An 18,649-nucleotide genomic window follows, 5' to 3' on the forward strand; every position below is an offset into this window, starting at 1 on the left:
CCTGCGTCCTGACGTCAGATACTGGCCGTTCTGGAAGTTCTGTCCGGAGCGCCATATGACTCGTAACCATCATTGGACGTTGTTCCATCTTGACACAGGTACTCATCACTGCTCGGGAAGCCCAAGGGTCCAAGCTCGTAGTTCTGCGCAGCCCACTGATCGCGAATGTTACCCCAGGTGGCATAGGCAGATGTGGCTCCGAACTTGTATGTAATCGCGCCGCCCTGGAAGTTGTTGTACCGCCCGCCAGAAGCAGGGCTCTCACGTGTGACCGGGTACCCGAGTCGTCCACGTTCGTCGCTTCGCTTCTCGTACTGATACGGGCCGTTGACATACGTTCTGTACTGACGCGATGGCAAATTAAGCCACTTGTTCATGATCAAGCCGCCGATTTGACGACCTTTGTTTGGGTCGACATTCGGCGACCAGTAAATGCGATTAGTAAACCCGAATTCCTGCCACCGCCCCTCGTTGCTGTTTCCTGCGTAAAGCTCGCCACTGGTGGGTTCTCCGATACTCGAGGTGCCGCCTTGGCCGTATTGGTTAGCACCAGAAAGGAAATCGATAAATTCGCGTTCGATGGAGCCGAATACCCACTGGTTGTTGCGAAATTGATCGGCGTTCGCAACGCCAGGTGTAGAAACTAGCAATGCAAGGGATGTAATTAACGCACCGATAAGTGACATTCTTCGAGCGACAATTTGATTTCGCGTCCGATGCTGCCTGAAGCGGACATTGATCAATGGGCTTGGATCGCCAATATGCGACTTGAGAGGTAGCCTGCTCGGTTTCATGGAGCTCCCACAGTGAAGGGCATCAAGGACGAACCGAACAGTACGGTCAGTTTGCCCACCGTTGGAGAGACACGCGAACACGAGTTTGGTCACAATTCGGTCACCGTGACCGCCGCCAACTCGACGGCGGCTAGACTTCGAACGCATGAGCAATACAGGTTCTCGGTGGCTACGGCCAGCTGTCCTGCTGGTTCTAATCGGCGTCTTGCTCGTTGGTGTTGCATTTGGGGCGACCAGCCAGGTTGGGCTCGGTCGCTCGGCCTCAGAAATTTGCGAGAATGCTTATCCGGGGGCTGTCGACGTCGAGTCCAGTCGTCCCCTCCTACCGCTAGTCGTCGTGCGTTGCGCTGCACAGGATTTTGACACGCGTGTGGAGACTCATGAATTTGATCCGCTGTCAACGCTTGTCCTCGCGGCTGGGATCGCAAGCATTGTCGTTGGTGTATCTGCCATCCGACGTCAAAAGCTGAACGAGTCATCTCAAAAAGGACAGCGGTGAACATACTCGGAGTGGTCTGGTCTGATTCGCTGTGTGAGAACTCGAATTAATTCTGGTCGGAGGATACTTCCTCCCCGACGCCCAGTATCTTGCAGCTTTATCGGTGGATCGAGGCTTAGCGGTCCTGCCGGCCACACGCGCCCACGACAGCGTCCGCGGAGCTCGAGCGTGACTGCAGGGAGGTCACCCCTGACGTTGTTTCCAGTTCTTTCCGTAGGGCGTGGTTGTCGAGTGTTAGCCGCTGGATGACGGCCAGTGCGAGGGTGAGGTCTTGAGTCAGCGCCGCGTTGTCTCGTTGCACGCGTTTGTTGGAGGCAAGGAGTTCGGTCCGGTCGTCATGCCGTGTGGCGACGGGAGCTGCGACGGAAGCGGCTCTGAGTTCGGCAGCGATAGCGGGGTAGTGCCGCCAGAAGGTTGCGTTGGACAGACCCAGTCGACGGGCAAGGCCGATGACAGTGGCGCGGCCGCCGGCCGATGCTGCGTCTTCGATGTGCTCTGTCATCACTCGACGGACGTCCTGCTCGCTCGGGAGGTCGATGCGTTTACTCATCGGATTGAGTTCGGATCGTGTCGGTCGACGAACTGATTTATCTGCTCACTCCGTTGCCGTAGTCGATGCTGCAGCAACGGAGGCAGCGACGGTGTTCGTTCGAGCTCGCGCTCGATATCGGAGCTCTCCGAACGCAACTCGTCGAGGTTGCCTGAGGTGAGCGCGACGTTGCGGCATTCGAGAGGTCGACAACCACCGAGCGTCGGCGCGTTCTGGCCCGAAAGGTTTTGTGCGCGTGTGCACAGTGCCTTGTCCGGATCGTAGACGCAGGTGGCGTATCGGCCTGGATAGATTGCTGGGTCGAATCGGCGTATCAAGCGGTCGTGCCGACGCCGGTCGGTGACGACCTGTCCTTGGTATCGGATATTCGACTCGAGCTCGCTCAGACGTCGGCGGGCTTCGTCGGCGGCGGGTCCAACGAGATCGGTGTGTTCGTGGGCATCGATCATTGCCATCAGACCCTCCCCTCGGGCAAGGGCCTCCTCTGACTCGACTTCGGCGCGGAAACCGCTATCCGATGTGCCGGCGTAGCCCTCGAACATCTGGACAGCTTGGTGGCGATATTGAATTGCCCCGGCAATGGATCCGCCGGGTTGGCGTGCGATGAACCAGGCGAGTGTTCGTCTGAACTGGCGGGTTGTCAGCCGCCACGTTTGGGCATTCACAGCCGGAATGTCCTCTGCGAGATCATGTGCGCGACAATAGCCATCGATCCAGGACACCAGATTGTTGATGTGGTCGTTCGTGGTCTTGGTCAAATTGACGTGAGCGGCGGTTTTGCCGATCCGCACAGCGGTGCCATGAGTTGAGGGTGCGAACAGCCGGGTTTCGTTACGGGGTTGGAGGAGTTCGAGGACCGCCACGGCGCGGGCGGCCGGAGCGCCGACAACCCAGGTCGCTTGCACTCCGGTGGGGTCGCGTTCACCTTTGAACGCCAGGCTGGTGATCATCCACCGGTAGGGCCTGCCGTGAGGGTCACGTTTGACGCTGATGCAGCCCCGCTGCAGATGCTTGATCTCGCTGTCACGCATGCCGGACAGGAACGCGATGATCACGTAGCAGGCTGCGCTCAGCGCCGACAGCAGGTGCAAGATCCCGGCCTGCCGATCACGCCGATTGAACAGGATGCGGTCAATCCAGGGGGACCCGTTGATCCGCCCGTTGATCACCACGTCACACGAGACATCGTTGTCGACCCCGACCAGTCGAGCTGTGTCCTCGATGAGGTCATGGTAAGTCCGCAAGGTCGAGCGATCGCATCCAAGCAGGCGGGACAGGTGGCGAAAGCTCGGTTGGCCGTTGTGTCCCGGTAGTGGGCGTTCTGCGTCACGGTATTCAGCTAACAGATGGACCAGATCCTTCTCTACCCAACGCCTTGCCTCGGGCGGAACTACCCCTTCTTGCAATCGAACTCGTCGCCACTCGCGGTCTGCCGCGAGAATGTCCGATGCAAACTCATCGACGAACCGCAGACTCCAGGTGAGTAGGGGTCCGAGCACCGCCTCCGGAATTCTGGCGGTCGCGTTGTCTGGCCCGCTCCTGTCGCCGGACTCGCTCCAACCATCGATGTGGTACGGGTCGAAAGTCAGCTGATCGGTAACCATGAGTCCGCGGTAGCGATAGAGCGACCGAACCGAACTGCGATAGCGATCACGAACCGTGAGAGTGGGTTGCGTCGCGAGCAAATGCAGTTGGTACGCAATCAAATCGGAAGGTTGCAACTCCGATAGCAGCGGCTGGCGCAGGTTGGGTCGCGAAGCGAGCCAGGAGAAGAAGTGGCGGAGCGTGGGCAACATCGAGGCAATCGTCGCTACCTTCGGTAAGCCGCGTCCTCTGGCGGGTGCAGGCCCGCCCAGCAGCCCGATGAAAAGTTCTTTGGCCACGGTGCGATAGACAGACGGCACGGATGTGAAGTCGAGGATCAGAGCAACATGATGTTGCTGAAAGAAAGCTGGACTGAGATCCCAGACGTCCTCTACGAATCGGGAAGCTCGGCTGAGTTCTGTCTCCGGGCGCACCGGCCGCCCGTTCAGTACGCATCGTTCGTCGAACGGGTGCGACGTCGACGGTTGAGGGTGGGCGTTGGTCATGTTTGCTCCCATGGTGATTCGACGAGATCGAGAAGTGCATCGGTGGGTTTGATCTCCGTTGCCGCCAGGATCTCGGACCGATTGAACTTCGAGAGAACGTCATGGCGGATGGCCGCCCACGTCGGTCCGTATCGGACCCACCAATCGGCCTCCGACAGCTGATCGCGGCGGGCCGCCAGCGCATCGAGCAATCCGAGCAGTCCAGGAAGGTGATCAGGCGTGATCACGCAGTTTCCGCAGTGAAAGCAGTCGAGAAACGATGCGCGACAGCTTCTCCCGGTGGCGGGATGGTGGTCGTGATCCCGGCAGGCTGACCAGGCGGTATCGGCTGCGTCTGTGTGCGTCGGCGGGGTATCCCCGTGAGGATTGGTGGCGGAGCGTTCCGGCTGCACGTTCAGTGTGCCTCCTGCAACGTGCAGCGCCCGTCTGTGTGCTGCCAGAGCGCTCGATTCGGCGTCGCTGACGGCAGCCGCAACAACGGTGTGTGCCCATTCCTGTGTTGTCGGGTCTCCGCGTAGATAGTTCCGGAACAGAACCGGGATGGTGTTGCTCCGGGCAGCGGACGGGAGGTGACCGCCGATCTGTTTGGTACGGCGCACGTCTGCCGTGGTCTTGATCCGGTTGCCGGTGACCGCAAGCGGAGCCGGGGGCGTTCCGTCGACGACGTCAGCGTGGAGGCAATGCCGGGTGCGCCATCCGGCAAGGTTGATTGCTGTCGCGGTCAGTTCGCGAGCGAATGGGTCGAAATGTTCTTCGATACCGCGAAGGCCGGTGTTGTGGCCGCTACGCCAGATCGACCAAACGGATGCGCTGCCAGAAGTGTTCCTGCTGCGAGTGGTCAGTTCGTGTAGCAGTAGGTAAAGACCGCCGGGATAGTGCAGTTCGCGACCCGGTGGCCCGATCTCCCACGTCGCGGTCTCGAACCATCGGTGATTGCCGCGGCGGCGTTTGATGACACGGACTTCGACGGCGCGTGTCTCCAGGATTCGGTGTTCCCAGGGGAGCTCTTTGATGGTTTCGATATTGCGGCCGGTCAGCGCCACCATCAACACGAGCATTGGCGCGAGGTCCCGGATCGTCATATAGAGCCGGCTCGCAAGCTCCAGTCTGACGACGTGCGCGCTGAAGCTCCGGCTCGGGGGTACGACTCCTGATTCCGCAATCGCGACGAGCTCTTTGTCGCCCTCCAAGCCTTCCTGTTCACCCGTTTGTCCTATTGCAGCTTCCGAGAGTCGAATTCGATCGCGCAATGCGGTGATGTCTGACCGAGCGGCTGAGAGAATACGATCGAACTCTCCGTCCGAGTAGCCAGGTTGGCCAATCCGGGTCTGCCCGATTTGGCGGCAGGTGTAGTCGATCACTGATGAATTCACCGTATCGACCAGCGGTGGCAACGTCAGGAACTGTCCGAAAAGTGCGATGCCTCGCCAGGCGTAGACGTCCTTCTGCGTGATTCTGCGCTGGTTGTAGACAGATTGGAGGTGGGCGGTCTCCAGCAACGGTGGTCCGGTCGGTGGATCCGGCAGTTCCGAGAGGGATCGCAGCATGGATCGCACCCTCGTAACCAGTCCCTTCGCTGAGCTGAGCGTCCTGCTGCGTCCCGTCGCCCCGAGGGCAAGGGCCAGAGCCTCTGCAACTGCCGTGTGCCAACCGGGCAGCGCCATCTTCGCGACGTCCACCAGCAGAGTCCGGCCGTCTTCACCATCGAATCGGACCGTGAGGCCGGAGGCGATGGCGTGTTCGCCTTCGGTCGGTGTGTACGGGCCAGATGGGAGCATCGCGCGGCGCCCGGTGCCGGTACTGCCGCGACCGTTCACTGTGTTTTGTTCTCAGTGGCGACGTCGAAGACGTCGAGTGGAGTGTCGCGGGGATCTTCCCATGTGTTGGGCACCAACATCATTCGCGTTTCCATTTCCAATTCCGACAGCGCGTGTAAGTAGATCTGTGTTGTCACCACGGAGCGGTGTCCGAGGCGACGTCGCACCCAGTCCAGAGGGTCACCGAAGATCTGTGTCCATTGCCCTCGCTGTTCGGCAGTCATTTCGGTCATCGCGCTGATATGTCCGCGCTGTAGCTGTTCCAGAGTCACCACCGCGAACGTGTGCCGCAGGAGGTGAGCATGTGCAGTCAGAGGAACTCCTGCTCGACGACACCGTGTGTTGGCGACTGCGAACATGTCTTTCCAGGTCGAGACCGCGATGGGGGTGCCGAACTCCGACAGCCAGAACGCGGCCGGCGTCAAGCCATCGGGCCCGTCGATGAGCAAGCGGCGTCGTTCGTCGGCATCGAGGTTGGAAACTTTCACGGTCGATCGCAGACCGGACCGAGTCTGTACGACGACCGGCGAATGCGGATCAGGGATCACGAGCGGGCGGCGAACCTGTTCGTACCGTCCGCAGGCGCGTGCGCGGGCGATGACCTCCGCGCGATCGAGTGTCGCGTACCCGATCAGGTCGGCGATCACGGATTCAGGAACGTAGACTCGGCGGGCCGAACGACCTTTGGCGATGGCCGTCGGCAGCCAAAAACGTTGATAGCCCCCGAGACCGCGAGCTGTTGGCACATCGAATACCGTCAGCGCCGCTTGCTCGGACAACCGCATGCCGGTGCGCACCATCAAGTCGCAGAATGATGCATTGCGCGCCGCCCAGCGACCGCGAAACCCGGTGTCGTGGACACCGTCGGCGCGATATCCGCGAATCCCGACATCGCGCCATAAACGGTAGGACTGGGGTGGGAGCCACTCGATACGATCCGTCGCGGCATCGTGCGAGTAGGTTGCCGGTGTTGTGGTCGAAGAGTCATGACGGACGAGGCCCGCGCCGAACGGCATTGGTCGTCGAACTCTCTGCGGCACAGGGTTGTTCAATATATGGCCCGCGCGGACCTGCCATCGATAGAACTTGTCGACTGCGGCAACCTCTCGGTCCCATGTCGCACCTTGTATGTGCGGCCCTTGAGAGTCGATCCTGCGCCAGCGCCAGTACGCCAGATGGTCAGCCTCGTTGACGTCGCACCAACGAGCTCTGTCTCGTGAGACAGCAACGAAGTTCAAAAACGCGGCTAGATCGCGGGCGTAGCCCACCTGGGTGTGGCGCGCCTTCGCCTGCATATCGACTGATCTGAAGAAGGCATTCAACTCGATGTCATACTCAAATGATGGGTCAATGAGGAACGGCGTGCCGGCCACCAACTCTGGCCGCGCGAACCCAGGCCACTCCAAATTTGTGTCCGGCACCGCTGGCCGCGGCACCAACTCGTGTGGAGTGATACAAACACGCCAACCAGGTCTCGGCATGGTGGGCAACAGTACGTGGACATCTGTCCATCCGTGCACAAAACGTGGCGCTCACCGTCGCGGGGTCGTCCGGAGGATCCTTCCGAGACGGGGTGCCTCTCAAAGTCCGCTCGGAGGGGCTCGCGATGGACGTCAAGGCCCCCGGCCTGCTTCATGCGTGGGTGAAAACAACACGCGGACAGTGGCTTTGCTGTTTGAGCTTCGACATACCGATCGGAAACGGCAAGGGCTTCCTTCGCCTGGAACAACAGTGGTGCCCCGCCGAAGCGGCAACCCCGGTCGCCTGATCGAAGCGCCTAACGTCAAGATATCTTGACGAAACGGAAGCGTCAAGATATCTTGACGATATGGAATCCGAGAAGGCCCTCACTCCGACCGAGCTGACCGAGCTCTACGTCGAATACAAGGCTGCGCTGCTCGATGTCGAACTCGCGGAAACGTTGCGGGACAGTGGAAGCAGGGACGCCGCAATCTGGGAGTCGAACTCCGAGAAGCGGGTGGCCGACGCTGTCTCCGACGTCGACGCGCTCGAAATCAATGCCTACCTGGCCTCGACGATGATCGCTGACCGCTACGCCATCATCGGACGCCTCCGCAGCCAGGAGCGGCCGGTGCCGTGGTCGAAGATCGGCGAGATCCTCGGCATGAGCAAGCAAGCCGCACAGCAGTGGTACGACACCTACAACCTGCGACCCCGCATTGAAAACCCCACCCGCAAAGCGGGTCCGTCCTGAGCGCAGGCATGGTTCGCCCTGTGATGCGAAACGGGTCGGCGGCAATACGGACCTTGGTGTCGGGCGCTGAGTAGTTTCCACGAAAAGTGTTGCAGCACTTGACCGTACAGCGAAACGCTGTAAGGTTGGGGTATGGAAGAAACACGCAAGGATCTGACCGCGATCACCTCCGAGTTCGGAGACGAACGAGCCGACGGCCGGGTGGGGGTGACGATCCGCTGCGTCGACGGAGATATCGACTTCCTTTCGGCAACAACCGATTCCGATTCCTGGACCCGTGCCGCGTCGGTCGAATTGTTGACCGCGCACGGCTACGAGGTGATCGGGGACTGGTCCGACATCGGCACAGACGATCCCATCTGGGAGGCCACCGTGACTCGGACCGGGCCGCAGGCCGACGTCGCTACCGACATCTTCGGTGAATTCACCGCTGTCGAGTGCGACCCCGAGCAGGCGGTCGAGTGGCTGTTCGGCATCGAATGCGACGACGACTGCCCGGAGTGCAACCCAGCGTGACCGACCGGCCCGAATCGACGAGGCACCGGGCAGCTGGAATCTGCCCGGTGCCCACCGCATCACATCACACCAGGGGAGAGAGAAACCAATGACCATCACCATGCCCGCACCGGCCTCCACCGGCTACACCCTCGTCGACGCCGATCCGAACGAGCTCGACATCACCGCCAACGTCCGCACCGGCGTCGACATCACCGCGGCACCCGAGTTCATCGCCTCCATCACCGAACTCGGCGTCCGCCAGGCCGTGCTTGCAGTGCGCCGCGCAGACGGGACCCTCGCCGTTCACGACGGGCAACGCCGCGTCCTCGCCGCCCGAGAAGCCGGCCTCACCTCCATCCCGGTGATGGTTCGTGATCAGACCGCCGACGAGCGGGCAGCAGGCATCGAGCGCATCACCGAGCAGATCAACCTCAACGACCAGCGCGAAGCCCTCACCAAGGGCCAACACGCCGCAGGCGTCGCCGAGCTGCTCGACCTGGGACTGAACGTGCAGAAGGTCGCGACAGCGCTGCACGTCCCCAAGTCGTACGTCGAGCAGGCCGGTCGCGCAGGACGATCCGAGCGCGCCCGCCAGCAGCTCGACGACCGTCAGCTCACCCTCGAAGGGGCCGCGATTCTGGCAGATCTCGAAGACGCAACCGAGATCGAGCCGTGGGTCACCGACGCTGTGGAGAGAGTCTTCGAGTTCGGCTACGGCATCGAGAACCGTCTCGCTACCATCAAGCGTCGAGTCGACGAACGAGCAGCCACGCGAGTTGCCGCCGCCGACCACATCGCACGCGGATTCACCCTGCTCCACGACGAACCGTCCACCAGCGAGGGGGAGTGGTTCTCCCCCGTAGACCTACGTACCGCCGACGGCGGCGCGGTCCCGGCCGACGCACCCGAGCAGGCACCGCACCTGTGGCATATCCACGTCCACGCGACCGGTGCCATCTGGGTCGACAAGGCAACCCGTGTCGAGGTCACCGAAGACGACATCGACTTCGACACCGAGGACGACGACGACGCCGAACCCAACGGCGAGCGGCGGCACGCCAACACTGTCGAGAAAGTGCCCGGCTGGAGCTACGAGTTCTTCCTCCATCACGACAACCGCGCTGCGGCTGGCCTCGAACTCGCACCCGAGCGAATCGCCGCCAACGGCTCATCCGAGGACGATGCTCAGGACGGGCTGACCCCGGCCCAACGCAAGGCAGCGCGCGCCGAAGCCGAACGCCTCGAGAAAGAGCGGGCCGAGCGTCGAAAGGTCAAGGTACTCAACCGTGCCGGAGCGACCGCGACCGAAGCCCGTCGTACGTTCCTCACCGGCCTGCTTTCACGCAAGGACGTCCCGAAGAACGCCACCAAGTGGATGGTGAGGGTGCTGGCCACCCACGGTGATGTGTTCACCGAATCCAAATGTGGGGAGCGCTATGCCGACATCATGGGCTCCCCGCTACGCGAGGTACCGCAGAAAGCCGACAGTGCCACCGTTGCGCGTGCAGAGGTGCTGCTCCTCGCCCGTGTGCTCACCGCGTTCGAGGCCCGACTCACCGGGCCCCAGGACGCCAAGGACTACTGGCGGTTCTCCGCCAAGCACTACCGAGGCATGGTCGGCATCGACAGCTACCTGACCTTCCTCGCCGACAGCGGGCACACCTTGACCCCTGTCGAGCAGGCCGCAATCGGCAACATCACCGTCGACGACGCCTACGCCGCCGTTGACGACGACGCTTGACCGAAACCCCCATGGGCCCCGACCATCACCCGATGGCCGGGGCTCCTCGCGTTCGTCAAGATATGTTGACGAATAGTTGGTGTGTCAGCGGAACGGCGTTTCCGAACAGTGAACGTTTCGCGCTGCTTCGTCGTAGCCGTAGCGGCCTAGCATCGACTTGGCGGCCAGGTAGTTCTCGTATTGGTACGGACCTGGTCCGACGTACAGGCCAATGACGGCGTCCTGAGTCAATCCTGTCACTTCTCGGTACGGCACCAGGCCTGTCGCGCCGGGACGAAACTCGGGCTCGTCGAAGAATCCAGGCTGAACGAACCGCCATTCTCGTTCCTCACGAAACCCCTTGTGTTTGACGCTCGCCGCAACGAACGCCAGTGCCTGAACGGCAGCATGGACGTTGCCCGATGTAGGCACCTTGGTCAAAGCCGGATCCATCAATTCGGCGATGAACGAGTAGGTGGCGTCGATCAGCGGCTGCTCGAGGGCATCGGAGAGATATTCCACTCGGTGCAATCCAAGTCCAGCCCGATGGACATTGGAGCCGTCCAATGGGGGAAATTTCGCGGGGTCGAAGCCGATCGCGAATCCTCCTGTGCCCTGGCCATATCCGCGCCACTGGCTCAACATGTCGGGATCTTCCGAGAACGAGACAGTGCAACAGTGGAGGTAGTCCGGATACTCGCGATCGATGATCGACTGGATTGCGTCGCAGACCATGCTGATAAATGTCTCTGCTACTGGATTGCTTTGGAAGAGTCCGCGGCCGCCCCATTCGCGGAGGTAGTCCAGGATGAGATCGAGGCCGTGGGTCAGTTCACGGCGGTCGTTGAGGAACTGTGCGGCTGTCGCCCGCAGGACCGGCTTGTACGAGCCGGACCCCACGACGTTCGGATCTGGCTTCTCTCCGACGTTGGTGAGGATTCCCAGCATTCCGGCGGCGTCGGTGTAGTGCCACAGTTGGTCGGGTAGCGACATCGACTGTTCCGGCGGCGTTGCTGCCGAGGCTGCATCAACGTCCTTCTCCGGTGACGTCACCCGCGTAGGTCTGTTCGTGCGCCGCTGCCGGGCCGGTCGGCGATCCATTGCTCGATTGCCTTCTGCGAGTACAGCGGGGCATTGGAGATCCGACGTATCGGCTTCGGGGCCTGCCCTCGTGCGACGTAGGATCGCCACGTCGACGACGTGATTGCTTTACCGGTCCGGCGTTCGATCAACGTCAGGACCTCGGCGAGTGACAGTTCGTCGGCATCCATCACTGTCCCCTGGATGCGCATAGTGGTGCGGTACTCGACATGCCTGCACCTTACAGCGATCCGCTGTAAAAACTTCGCCGAACCTCTTGCAACCTTACAGCGCAACGCTGTAGGGTTTGGGTATGACCTCGACGCCCATCGAACTGCGCCAATCCGATTGGCAGTCAACGCTGTTCGATGACTGCGCGTTGCCCGGTTGCGCTACCCCGGTCGCCGTGCCGGGGGACGTGTGCCAGTCCTGCCTCGTGGCGTTCGGGGACATGCTGAACGTGCGAACCGACGGACCGGCCCACGATCCGGAGCGGGTCCGCGCCGAACTCGCTGCCCGTGACGCGAGCACCCGCGACCAGTACCGCGCGCAGGCTGCCACCGTGGCTGCCGCGCAGCAGGTTTCGACCCGCAAGCGCAACCAGATCTGCTGGCTCTGCGACGAGCGGCGAACCTGCACCGCTACCGACGGGCGCTGGGAATGCGCCGACTGCCAGGCCCTGCCGGTCTGAGTAGCTGCGCAGAGCCCGCGCCTCTCTCCTTCATCTTTTCTCCGCCCGACCTGGGGAGCACCCATGACCGCCACCCTCACCGCGCCCACCACGACCGCGCGTCGCCGCCTCAAAGGAGTTGGAATGAAACTGATTTCGCTCGATAACCAGTTCGACGGAACGATCGTCGACATTCTCGGCTACCGCACCGCGCCCGCAGGCCGCGTCGAGGTCACCGCCATCCTCGACGCACCCGGTGCCTGGTACAGCCGCACCTACCCGGTCGTTCTCGACGCCAGCGACGTGCGACTCTCGCTCGCCGTGCAGTCCCTCACCCGTCCCGAGCTGGGCGTGCGGTGATGACCGAGACCGCAGGCCAGATCGACATCTTCGAGGTGCTCGCCGCCGCCGAAGCCGATGAACAGGAGCTGCACGTCCAGCGATACGGCATCCCGATCCTGTTCGCCAGCCCCACCCGAGGGGTGGCAGCTCGCATCGCCGAATTCGAGACCTGGGCGACCACCTGGGGACGGCACGGCTCAACCGCCGCAAACTGCCAGTGGCGCAATGTATTAAGAGAATATCGGCTACATTTATCTATCGCGAACTCGCGTGTATTGATATAGAATTGAGCTATCGAGATAATTAACTCGAAAAGCGATCGATTCCGATCTCCGCATGACTCGAATCACCTCTGTCCCTGCTCGAACCCGGCCCGCGAAACGAGCCCATTCGATGACGCCCCTGAGCGCAGTTCCCCCACCCGCCGACGAGCCCACGCGCATCCCCGCACGGGCACTGGCGTCCGTGGACGACGACGCCGCCGTCGACGACTGGAGCGCAGCCCACCAACCCTCGACCGACCCCGAGGCCCTGCTGCTGTCGGCATTGATGTGGAGCAACCATCCTGGTGGTCCGACCGCCGAGACCCAACGCATCGTCGCCGCTGTCACGGCCGCCGACTTCGACACCGCCGCCTATGCGCGACTGTACGAGGTCATCGCCGCACTCGTCGCGGCCGGCGAACAGCACGACCCGGCCAGCGTCACCCACGCACTGGCCCGAGCCGGATCCGGCGGGCACGTAGGGGACTCGCTCCGCCATCGCCTCACCGGCGCGGCCACCGCCGGGGGACACGCCGCCGCTGCGGCCCACTACGCCGACATGGTGCTCGCCCAGGCATACCGGCGCAGCTATCGTGCCGTCGGCGAATCCATCGCCCAGGCAGCCGACGAGCTACCCGAGGAATACTTGTTCGACCACATGGTCGAGCACGGTCGCACTCAACGAGCACTGTGGAACCGGCTCAACGCATTTCGCGGTGCACGATGACCACCCCCAGCGTATCGGCGCAAGGTTGCCGGTAGACCAATCGTCAACACATCTTGACGTGTCGGTGAGCGCCACCGAGCAACAACGCCGCACCGCCTGCCCGAAGAGGGTTGAATATGCCGCTGCTCTCGAACGCCGGGTACGCCCCCTTCTGTTGATCGGTTTGCAGCACCGCGATGTGAATCCGGTCCGCCGAGATGTGTATCTGTCGCAGCTCGCCGGTCATCTCACTGCCGCTCCACCGCAGTGGAACGAACGTCACCTGGCAGCCGATGTCCCCGCCGTGCAGCCGATGAGCAGGCTTGCTCTCGATCTGTGGTTCGGTTCGCAGCCTGTGCCGCCCATGACCCATGCCCGGTGCTCAGCCGAGTCCATGATCGACCACGCGCGATGTCGCTGCGGTATGCGCCGCGGGCGGTGGTGTGCGCAGCGTGGACGAGGCAGCTCGCGCCGATCCGGTCGAGCGGGTAGGCGGGGGAGTGACCAACCCGCGCGGACGCGTCGACGCACGCTCGACATCGACCGAGCCGGACGGGGCTGTCGCGGAGATCGGCGCAGTCGCAGAGGTATCGGCCTGTGCGGCCGGCCTCGTGCGTGCTTGCAGCTCCTCGAGGTCGGCGGCGAGTGCTGTGATGTGTTCGGCGTCGGCGACCGGGTCGAGTACAGAGATGTTCGCCCGCAGGTTCTGCAGCTGTGTTAGGCGGTCGACGGCCATGCGGTCGGTGTCCGAGACGTCCGCGTCGTGGGTGACCCGCAGCACGGTGTCGTTGCGCATCGGTTCGATGGTGCCGCCGAGATCGGCGGCGAGCTGCTCGGCCACACGGTGTGCGTCGTCGGGGACGTATGCGCCGACGTCGGTGCGTGAGTTGGGGATCGGGCCCGGGCGCGTGGAGTACACCTGCACGTCGAGAACCGCGACAGCGTCGGGACCCTCGACCGCCGAATCGGGAAGCGGAGGTGACGATTCGACGACGGCGGCTACTGCTGCGGTGACGTTGCGGGGTGCAGGGATCACGGTGCGCAGGACACCGTTCTTGTAGGCCGGGAGTGCGGTCAGGTCGGCCGCGAGCTCGCCGGGGCTGCCGATGAACTCGACATCACGGCGTGAGGTTCCGTCGGCGACCGAATCGATGACGACCGAGACGGTGTCGAGCTCGTAGGTGTCCGCCACTGCCGCTGCTTGGGTGAGCGCGAACTGTCCAGCGGAGCGGGAGGTGTAGAACGATCCGCGAGCGAGCACGAAACCGGGGTCGCCGTACTGATCGATGTTGGCTACTTCGACGTTGAATTCGGGCTGAGGCATGTCGATGGTCCTTCGAGTGGTGTGGGTGTGCACCGCCGCGCGGGCGGATGCCGGAGGGAAGAGCAGGGAAGGCGCGAGCGTGGCCGGGCCGCGGTGAAACGTCGGTCAGGACACAGGCGGTGACGGCGGCGGCGAGGACTGCGTATCGGCTGGTGCGCTGACGGACTGCGAGTGCTCGACGGGGGAGTGTTCGGCACCGATGCGGCGACGCGGCGTACTGCGACCGGACGCGCGCCTGGAAGTCTTGGAGGACTTTTTGCCGACCGGTGCCGGTGCGGGCAGCGGCAGGGCGGTGAGTTCGGCGGCTGTCCAGCCGGCCTCGATCGCTTCTTTGTAGGCGGCGGCGTGTTCGGCGTTCGCACGTTCGGCCGCGCGGGTCGCTTCGGCGACCTTCTCGCGTGCATCGGCGGCGGCTTGGGCGGCGTCGAAGAGCGACTCGATGTATTTGGTGCGGTTCTCGATCGCGGCGCGGGCGTGGGCCAGTGCGGTGTCTTTGTCGACAGCAGGAGAGACAGAAGAGGTGATGGACATCAGATGTGAGGGCCTTCCAGATTCGGTGCGCGGATACTCCCCACCGGACAGGCACCGATCGCTCCAGCCCGCAGCGCAGTGAAGGCGTAGTGCGGGGTGGATCGGTACGGGTGGGGCGCGCTCGAACGTGACCCTCATCGACGCTCGAACACTGCAAAGTGTAGATCATTCGGCTGTCCGCTGGCCGCCCAGCCGAACACACTCGTCGATTGATCGAACGCTTCTACTGGCGCGGGACAAGCAGCAAACCAAGCCATGTAACGCTCGATGCTTTTACAAAGAAAAAGTGTCGATGGCGCTCGCCCGAAGCGCATCAGACGCTAGGAGACGCTATGTCATCGCCGCATTCTCGAATCGCTACGTCAGCCGTGTTGTTCTGCGCCGCGCTTGTGGCTTTGGCGGGATGCTCGTCAGGTGACGCAGCGGACAGTGCGTCGCCTACCAGTGCGTCCAGCTCGGTGACGACTGAGTCTGCTGCCACGAAGCCCAACCGGCAATCCGCGACGACGACTACGACCCCTTACTCAGTTCCCCGGACTTCAGATCGCAGCGAGCCCATCGCCGCGGAGGTCGTCGAGAGCGGGTGGTCACTGAACGAGAGCGGCACCCAAGTTTCCTACGGCGTCCGTGTCCGTAATACCGGCCCAGCAGCCTCGTTCCCGTCCGTTACTGTGACGGCGCTCGACGCGGATGGTGTTCCCCTCGAGACCAAGCAGAGCGAGCTCGGAAGTTACGTTGCCGCCGGCGCTGATTCCTACATCGGAGGAACCCTCATAAATTCAGCCGACATTGCTGATCTCCAGATCACGACCGATCCAGGGCAGAGCCTCAATCGCTCTCAACAACCCGTCGTGGTCACCGGCGAAGCGACGATCAGTGGCTCCGGGTACTCACCTCGCATCGTCTTGACAGCCCAGTCGAATAGCTTGGAACCTGTCGATTCACCCGCCAGGATTGACATGGTCTTCCGGGACGACAGTGGCGCGATCGTTGGCGGCACCTGGGCGTATACGCAGAGCGCGATTCCCGTTGGCGGCACCTTGAAGGAAGCGCCCTTCATCTCGGGATTTGCGCCCTCCGATTCGACCTCGGTCGAGGTCACCATCTCTGAGTGACGGCCTGGACGTGGGGAGTTCGCGTAGCGCGGAAGTTTGAGGCACCTGCAGCGGCTCGGGCCGACGCGGCGTGCGGTCAGTAGTAATCGTTGCCGTATGGGTCGCGGTGGTACCCGCGACGGGGGCGGTCGGCGACACCGCTGGCACCGCCGAGCGCGAACAGGGGAAGCATGAAGACCAGGACAGCGATGAGCCCGATCATCGCTGCCATGAACACCGAGAACACAACGGCGATACCGATGAGGAACGCGATACCGAACACGATGCGCAGGATGTTGGCGATGAAGCCCTTCCATCCGGGGTCGGTCTCGCCGAGGTACGGCACATACCAGATCAGGAAGCCGGCACCGGCGACAGCGAGCAAAGGGAGCGGGCCGACGTCGTCGGTGAAGAGCGAGGAGAGCGTCATCGCAATAAGTCCTTTCGTGTGAGGACTGCGGACACCCGAATCGGTGTGCGGCCCTGGGCCTGATGAAGGTCTGTCTACTGCACGGCACCGACACAGTCGGTGATGCGCAGTCGATCAGAACAAGGTCGGTGGTGCTTGCGCGTCGAAGCTGTATCCGGCGAGTGCGGCGCGGAGTCGGTCCGCGTCGTAGCCGTCGCGGAGTGCGTCGCGGATCGCAACGGCGCGCCCGTATCGTCCTCGCGGATCTCCGCCTGCGGGCGTCGGTCCGATGTGGCGTCCGGTTGCAACGGCGTGTGCAAGGTTCGCCGATTGGGTGCCGCGCTTGAGGTGACCGTCATCGACTCGCACACACAGGGTTTCGTCGCAGTCGTGTTCGCCGACGATCCCGTCCCCGAGGTCGCCGTGCGCGAGCAACAGCGCGAACCGGTGCGCAGACAACGTTCGCGGTGTGTCGCCGTCGGTGAAGGTGAAGCGCCCGTAACCGTCCGGAAAGCTGACGGCCGATCGCCACAGCCAGCACGTCGGAGTGATGACCACTTTCGTCCAGAACCGTGCCACGGTCTTGGCGGTCAACGGTCCCTGCAACGGACGCCACGACCGACGAACCGACATCTCCGGTTCGACGACGGTGTCCCCGCCGAACAGTGCCAGTTGCGTCGTCGCGGTCACGGTCAGCGTCCCGATAATTGGTGACCGTCGGCGAGGTGTCGACGCCGCGCGTTCCGCAGCACAACGAACGCAACGGTGGACGCGTCGGCAAAGGTCGATGTCGTATTCGATCCTCCGGCCGCGAGTTCGATCGTCGGGGCCTGGTAGTCACGAAAACTCGCGTCGGGAACGGACAGTGGCGCGGGTTTCTCGCGTCCACCGAATCGGATGGTGGCTCGCTCCATGAACCCTCGGGTGTCGCGGAACGAGATCGCGGGCAGCCACATTCCGGACCCCTGCACCGCCGACGCGTAGGCGAGGTCGGTGTTGATCATCACCGTGCCCAGGTGTGCCGATTGCAACAGAGACAGCACCGACGGTGTGACGCCGAGTTGGTGTCCGAGAGCGGTGCCGAACAAGTCGGTTGCGGTCTCGACGCCGATCTTGTCCGACACGCGGATGCGTGCGTTGTCGGTGTAGACCGCGTACGTCCCGTGACTGTCGAAATCAGGCTCGAGCCACACCAGCGCCGCGTGGCGCTGCACGACCGACGCGGGTTCGGCGATCGCAATGCCCGTAGCGGCGGCGACAGGTGATGTGAGGTGCGGGTGCAGCAGTGCGACCCAGTCGGCGGCGGACTGACGCTGCGGGCCGAGCGTGAACTCGGCGTCGAGGCGTGCCGCGGTGTGCACGCGTACCCGGCCGGTGTCGTCGACGTGGATATGCGGAACGGTGCCGTCGCTGCTCCAGGCGAGCACGTTCGGATCCGTGTCCGGTGTGTGGGGAGCGGGGTAGCCCGCGTCGGTCAGTGCCGCCACCAGTTCGCCGGTGTAGACGCTCATCTGTGTTCTCCGTTCGTGTCGTCGGCCGGTGCCGCGACGGTGTCCGGCGACGAGCCGGTGCCGGTGTCGGAGTCGTCCGAGTCGTCCGAGGGATCGGTGTCGGCGGTGTCGGTGAGCAGGGCCAGAAGTTTGCGTGCTTCCCCAGTCGTGATCTGCGTGAGCGTCGCGGCGGCGGCGAGTGTTCCTTCACGGGTGCGGATGTCATCGAGCGCCCGGGCCATTGCGAGTTTCGCGGCGTCGATCTGCTCGGCGGCGGTGAAGAACGCCGTCAACGACGCCATGTTCGCCGCGTCCCGGCGCTGACGATCCGCGAGCACCTTCTGCTGCGCCGCACGCGCCCGAGCACGCGCAGTCATCCGAGCCTGTGTCGACGCCATGCGGCCAACCATAGCCCCAGACCCCGTCAATTTCACAGATCCTGACACAACCTCCTGCCACATCACCGATCCATCACCACCGAAACCCCAGTTCACCGGCCCAATCCCGCCCGTCACCGTTTACCGATCCAAAGCCAGAACCAACCCACACACCTCATG

23 protein-coding genes are annotated in these 18,649 nt (G+C 63.1%); 9 read left to right on the forward strand and 14 right to left on the reverse strand.

Annotated features, from left to right (window positions below; genetic code table 11):
• Positions 1–14: 14 nt before the first annotated feature.
• The 5 genes from MTX34_RS20200 to MTX34_RS20220 form a co-directional block, all read right to left on the reverse strand.
• On the reverse strand, positions 15–794 hold the full coding sequence (locus MTX34_RS20200; RefSeq protein ID WP_243610578.1) for an LGFP repeat-containing protein: 780 nt from the start codon (positions 792–794) through the stop codon (positions 15–17).
• Positions 795–1,408: 614 nt separating this feature from the next.
• Positions 1,409–1,843, reverse strand: coding sequence for a hypothetical protein (locus MTX34_RS20205; protein ID WP_042940335.1), 435 nt, complete (start codon positions 1,841–1,843; stop codon positions 1,409–1,411).
• Positions 1,840–3,087, reverse strand: coding sequence for a hypothetical protein (locus MTX34_RS20210; protein ID WP_141215007.1), 1,248 nt, complete (start codon positions 3,085–3,087; stop codon positions 1,840–1,842). Before MTX34_RS20210 ends, MTX34_RS20205 begins: the two co-directional genes overlap by 4 nt.
• A gap of 842 nt (positions 3,088–3,929) precedes the next feature.
• Positions 3,930–5,711, reverse strand: coding sequence for a hypothetical protein (locus MTX34_RS20215; RefSeq protein WP_141215008.1), 1,782 nt, complete (start codon positions 5,709–5,711; stop codon positions 3,930–3,932).
• A gap of 35 nt (positions 5,712–5,746) precedes the next feature.
• Positions 5,747–7,123, reverse strand: a complete 1,377-nt coding sequence (locus tag MTX34_RS20220; RefSeq protein WP_231893742.1) for a site-specific integrase — start codon at positions 7,121–7,123, stop codon at positions 5,747–5,749.
• A gap of 233 nt (positions 7,124–7,356) precedes the next feature.
• Between MTX34_RS20220 and MTX34_RS20225 the strand changes: the two genes are divergently transcribed.
• The 4 genes from MTX34_RS20225 (at position 7,357) to MTX34_RS20240 (ending at position 10,204) form a co-directional block, all read left to right on the forward strand.
• Positions 7,357–7,518, forward strand: a complete 162-nt coding sequence (locus MTX34_RS20225) for a hypothetical protein (RefSeq protein WP_243610579.1) — start codon at positions 7,357–7,359, stop codon at positions 7,516–7,518.
• 60 nt (positions 7,519–7,578) lie between these two features.
• Positions 7,579–7,965, forward strand: coding sequence for a hypothetical protein (locus MTX34_RS20230; protein ID WP_243610580.1), 387 nt, complete (start codon positions 7,579–7,581; stop codon positions 7,963–7,965).
• Positions 7,966–8,097: 132 nt separating this feature from the next.
• The gene (locus tag MTX34_RS20235) at positions 8,098–8,481 is read left to right on the forward strand and encodes a hypothetical protein (RefSeq protein WP_243610581.1); all 384 of its coding nucleotides are present in this window, start codon (positions 8,098–8,100) and stop codon (positions 8,479–8,481) included.
• 88 nt (positions 8,482–8,569) lie between these two features.
• Positions 8,570–10,204 (forward strand): ParB N-terminal domain-containing protein, encoded by a 1,635-nt coding sequence (locus MTX34_RS20240; protein WP_243610582.1) that lies wholly within the window; start codon positions 8,570–8,572, stop codon positions 10,202–10,204.
• An 84-nt stretch (positions 10,205–10,288) separates the two neighbouring features.
• Here the strand turns inward: MTX34_RS20240 and MTX34_RS26045 are convergent, their stop codons facing one another.
• Both MTX34_RS26045 and MTX34_RS20250 read right to left on the reverse strand, forming a co-directional pair.
• Positions 10,289–11,236 (reverse strand): DUF2971 domain-containing protein, encoded by a 948-nt coding sequence (locus tag MTX34_RS26045; RefSeq protein WP_027494205.1) that lies wholly within the window; start codon positions 11,234–11,236, stop codon positions 10,289–10,291.
• Positions 11,233–11,475, reverse strand: a complete 243-nt coding sequence (locus tag MTX34_RS20250) for an AlpA family transcriptional regulator (RefSeq protein WP_051364836.1) — start codon at positions 11,473–11,475, stop codon at positions 11,233–11,235. The genes MTX34_RS26045 and MTX34_RS20250 overlap by 4 nt, the downstream gene beginning before the upstream one ends.
• 101 nt (positions 11,476–11,576) lie before the next feature.
• On the opposite strand from MTX34_RS20250, the gene MTX34_RS20255 reads away from it, so the two are divergent.
• The 4 genes from MTX34_RS20255 (at position 11,577) to MTX34_RS20270 (ending at position 13,265) form a co-directional block, all read left to right on the forward strand.
• The gene (locus tag MTX34_RS20255; protein ID WP_051364834.1) at positions 11,577–11,954 is read left to right on the forward strand and encodes a hypothetical protein; all 378 of its coding nucleotides are present in this window, start codon (positions 11,577–11,579) and stop codon (positions 11,952–11,954) included.
• Positions 11,955–12,017: 63 nt separating this feature from the next.
• The gene (locus MTX34_RS20260; protein WP_027494202.1) at positions 12,018–12,293 is read left to right on the forward strand and encodes a hypothetical protein; all 276 of its coding nucleotides are present in this window, start codon (positions 12,018–12,020) and stop codon (positions 12,291–12,293) included.
• Positions 12,293–12,559, forward strand: a complete 267-nt coding sequence (locus tag MTX34_RS20265; protein WP_027494201.1) for a hypothetical protein — start codon at positions 12,293–12,295, stop codon at positions 12,557–12,559. The genes MTX34_RS20260 and MTX34_RS20265 overlap by 1 nt, the downstream gene beginning before the upstream one ends.
• 109 nt (positions 12,560–12,668) lie before the next feature.
• Positions 12,669–13,265, forward strand: a complete 597-nt coding sequence (locus MTX34_RS20270; protein ID WP_051364833.1) for a DnaB-like helicase N-terminal domain-containing protein — start codon at positions 12,669–12,671, stop codon at positions 13,263–13,265.
• A gap of 43 nt (positions 13,266–13,308) precedes the next feature.
• Here MTX34_RS20270 and MTX34_RS20275 read toward each other — a convergent pair whose 3' ends face one another.
• The 3 genes from MTX34_RS20275 to MTX34_RS20285 form a co-directional block, all read right to left on the reverse strand.
• Positions 13,309–13,527, reverse strand: coding sequence for a hypothetical protein (locus MTX34_RS20275; RefSeq protein ID WP_152530336.1), 219 nt, complete (start codon positions 13,525–13,527; stop codon positions 13,309–13,311).
• Positions 13,528–13,626: 99 nt separating this feature from the next.
• On the reverse strand, positions 13,627–14,568 hold the full coding sequence (locus MTX34_RS20280) for a hypothetical protein (protein WP_027494198.1): 942 nt from the start codon (positions 14,566–14,568) through the stop codon (positions 13,627–13,629).
• Positions 14,569–14,673: 105 nt separating this feature from the next.
• On the reverse strand, positions 14,674–15,099 hold the full coding sequence (locus MTX34_RS20285) for a hypothetical protein (RefSeq protein ID WP_027494197.1): 426 nt from the start codon (positions 15,097–15,099) through the stop codon (positions 14,674–14,676).
• A 671-nt stretch (positions 15,100–15,770) separates the two neighbouring features.
• Between MTX34_RS20285 and MTX34_RS20290 the strand changes: the two genes are divergently transcribed.
• Positions 15,771–16,214, forward strand: a complete 444-nt coding sequence (locus tag MTX34_RS20290; protein ID WP_027494196.1) for a hypothetical protein — start codon at positions 15,771–15,773, stop codon at positions 16,212–16,214.
• Between the two features lie 76 nt (positions 16,215–16,290).
• On the opposite strand, the gene MTX34_RS20295 is transcribed toward MTX34_RS20290, so the two are convergent.
• The 4 genes from MTX34_RS20295 to MTX34_RS20310 all read right to left on the reverse strand — a co-directional run bounded on the left by MTX34_RS20295 (position 16,291) and on the right by MTX34_RS20310 (position 18,490).
• Positions 16,291–16,623, reverse strand: coding sequence for a hypothetical protein (locus MTX34_RS20295; RefSeq protein WP_027494195.1), 333 nt, complete (start codon positions 16,621–16,623; stop codon positions 16,291–16,293).
• A gap of 114 nt (positions 16,624–16,737) precedes the next feature.
• Entirely contained in the window at positions 16,738–17,292 is a 555-nt protein-coding gene (locus tag MTX34_RS20300; protein ID WP_202595035.1) for a hypothetical protein, read from the reverse strand.
• Between the two features lie 2 nt (positions 17,293–17,294).
• The gene (locus tag MTX34_RS20305; protein ID WP_027494194.1) at positions 17,295–18,113 is read right to left on the reverse strand and encodes a hypothetical protein; all 819 of its coding nucleotides are present in this window, start codon (positions 18,111–18,113) and stop codon (positions 17,295–17,297) included.
• Positions 18,110–18,490 (reverse strand): hypothetical protein, encoded by a 381-nt coding sequence (locus tag MTX34_RS20310; protein ID WP_152530335.1) that lies wholly within the window; start codon positions 18,488–18,490, stop codon positions 18,110–18,112. Before MTX34_RS20310 ends, MTX34_RS20305 begins: the two co-directional genes overlap by 4 nt.
• Between the last annotated feature and the right edge of the window lie 159 nt (positions 18,491–18,649).

Origin of the sequence: Rhodococcus sp. ARC_M5 (assembly GCF_022810405.1) — a bacterium.
Taxonomy (GTDB): domain Bacteria; phylum Actinomycetota; class Actinomycetes; order Mycobacteriales; family Mycobacteriaceae; genus Rhodococcoides; species Rhodococcoides navarretei.

Bases quoted from the DNA above. Each gene is read 5' to 3' on its own strand.
- MTX34_RS20255 (WP_051364834.1), top strand. From the start codon at position 11,577: ATGACCTCGACGCCCATCGAACTGCGCCAATCCGATTGGCAGTCAACG.
- MTX34_RS20310 (WP_152530335.1), bottom strand. From the start codon at position 18,490: ATGGCGTCGACACAGGCTCGGATGACTGCGCGTGCTCGGGCGCGTGCG.
- MTX34_RS20200 (WP_243610578.1), bottom strand. From the start codon at position 794: ATGAAACCGAGCAGGCTACCTCTCAAGTCGCATATTGGCGATCCAAGC.
- MTX34_RS20240 (WP_243610582.1), top strand. From the start codon at position 8,570: ATGACCATCACCATGCCCGCACCGGCCTCCACCGGCTACACCCTCGTC.
- MTX34_RS20215 (WP_141215008.1), bottom strand. From the start codon at position 5,711: ATGCTCCCATCTGGCCCGTACACACCGACCGAAGGCGAACACGCCATC.
- MTX34_RS20225 (WP_243610579.1), top strand. From the start codon at position 7,357: ATGGACGTCAAGGCCCCCGGCCTGCTTCATGCGTGGGTGAAAACAACA.
- MTX34_RS20280 (WP_027494198.1), bottom strand. From the start codon at position 14,568: ATGCCTCAGCCCGAATTCAACGTCGAAGTAGCCAACATCGATCAGTAC.
- MTX34_RS20285 (WP_027494197.1), bottom strand. From the start codon at position 15,099: ATGTCCATCACCTCTTCTGTCTCTCCTGCTGTCGACAAAGACACCGCA.
- MTX34_RS20235 (WP_243610581.1), top strand. From the start codon at position 8,098: ATGGAAGAAACACGCAAGGATCTGACCGCGATCACCTCCGAGTTCGGA.
- MTX34_RS20270 (WP_051364833.1), top strand. From the start codon at position 12,669: ATGACGCCCCTGAGCGCAGTTCCCCCACCCGCCGACGAGCCCACGCGC.
- MTX34_RS20295 (WP_027494195.1), bottom strand. From the start codon at position 16,623: ATGACGCTCTCCTCGCTCTTCACCGACGACGTCGGCCCGCTCCCTTTG.
- MTX34_RS20205 (WP_042940335.1), bottom strand. From the start codon at position 1,843: ATGAGTAAACGCATCGACCTCCCGAGCGAGCAGGACGTCCGTCGAGTG.
- MTX34_RS20265 (WP_027494201.1), top strand. From the start codon at position 12,293: ATGACCGAGACCGCAGGCCAGATCGACATCTTCGAGGTGCTCGCCGCC.
- MTX34_RS20250 (WP_051364836.1), bottom strand. From the start codon at position 11,475: ATGCGCATCCAGGGGACAGTGATGGATGCCGACGAACTGTCACTCGCC.
- MTX34_RS20260 (WP_027494202.1), top strand. From the start codon at position 12,018: ATGACCGCCACCCTCACCGCGCCCACCACGACCGCGCGTCGCCGCCTC.
- MTX34_RS20230 (WP_243610580.1), top strand. From the start codon at position 7,579: ATGGAATCCGAGAAGGCCCTCACTCCGACCGAGCTGACCGAGCTCTAC.
- MTX34_RS20305 (WP_027494194.1), bottom strand. From the start codon at position 18,113: ATGAGCGTCTACACCGGCGAACTGGTGGCGGCACTGACCGACGCGGGC.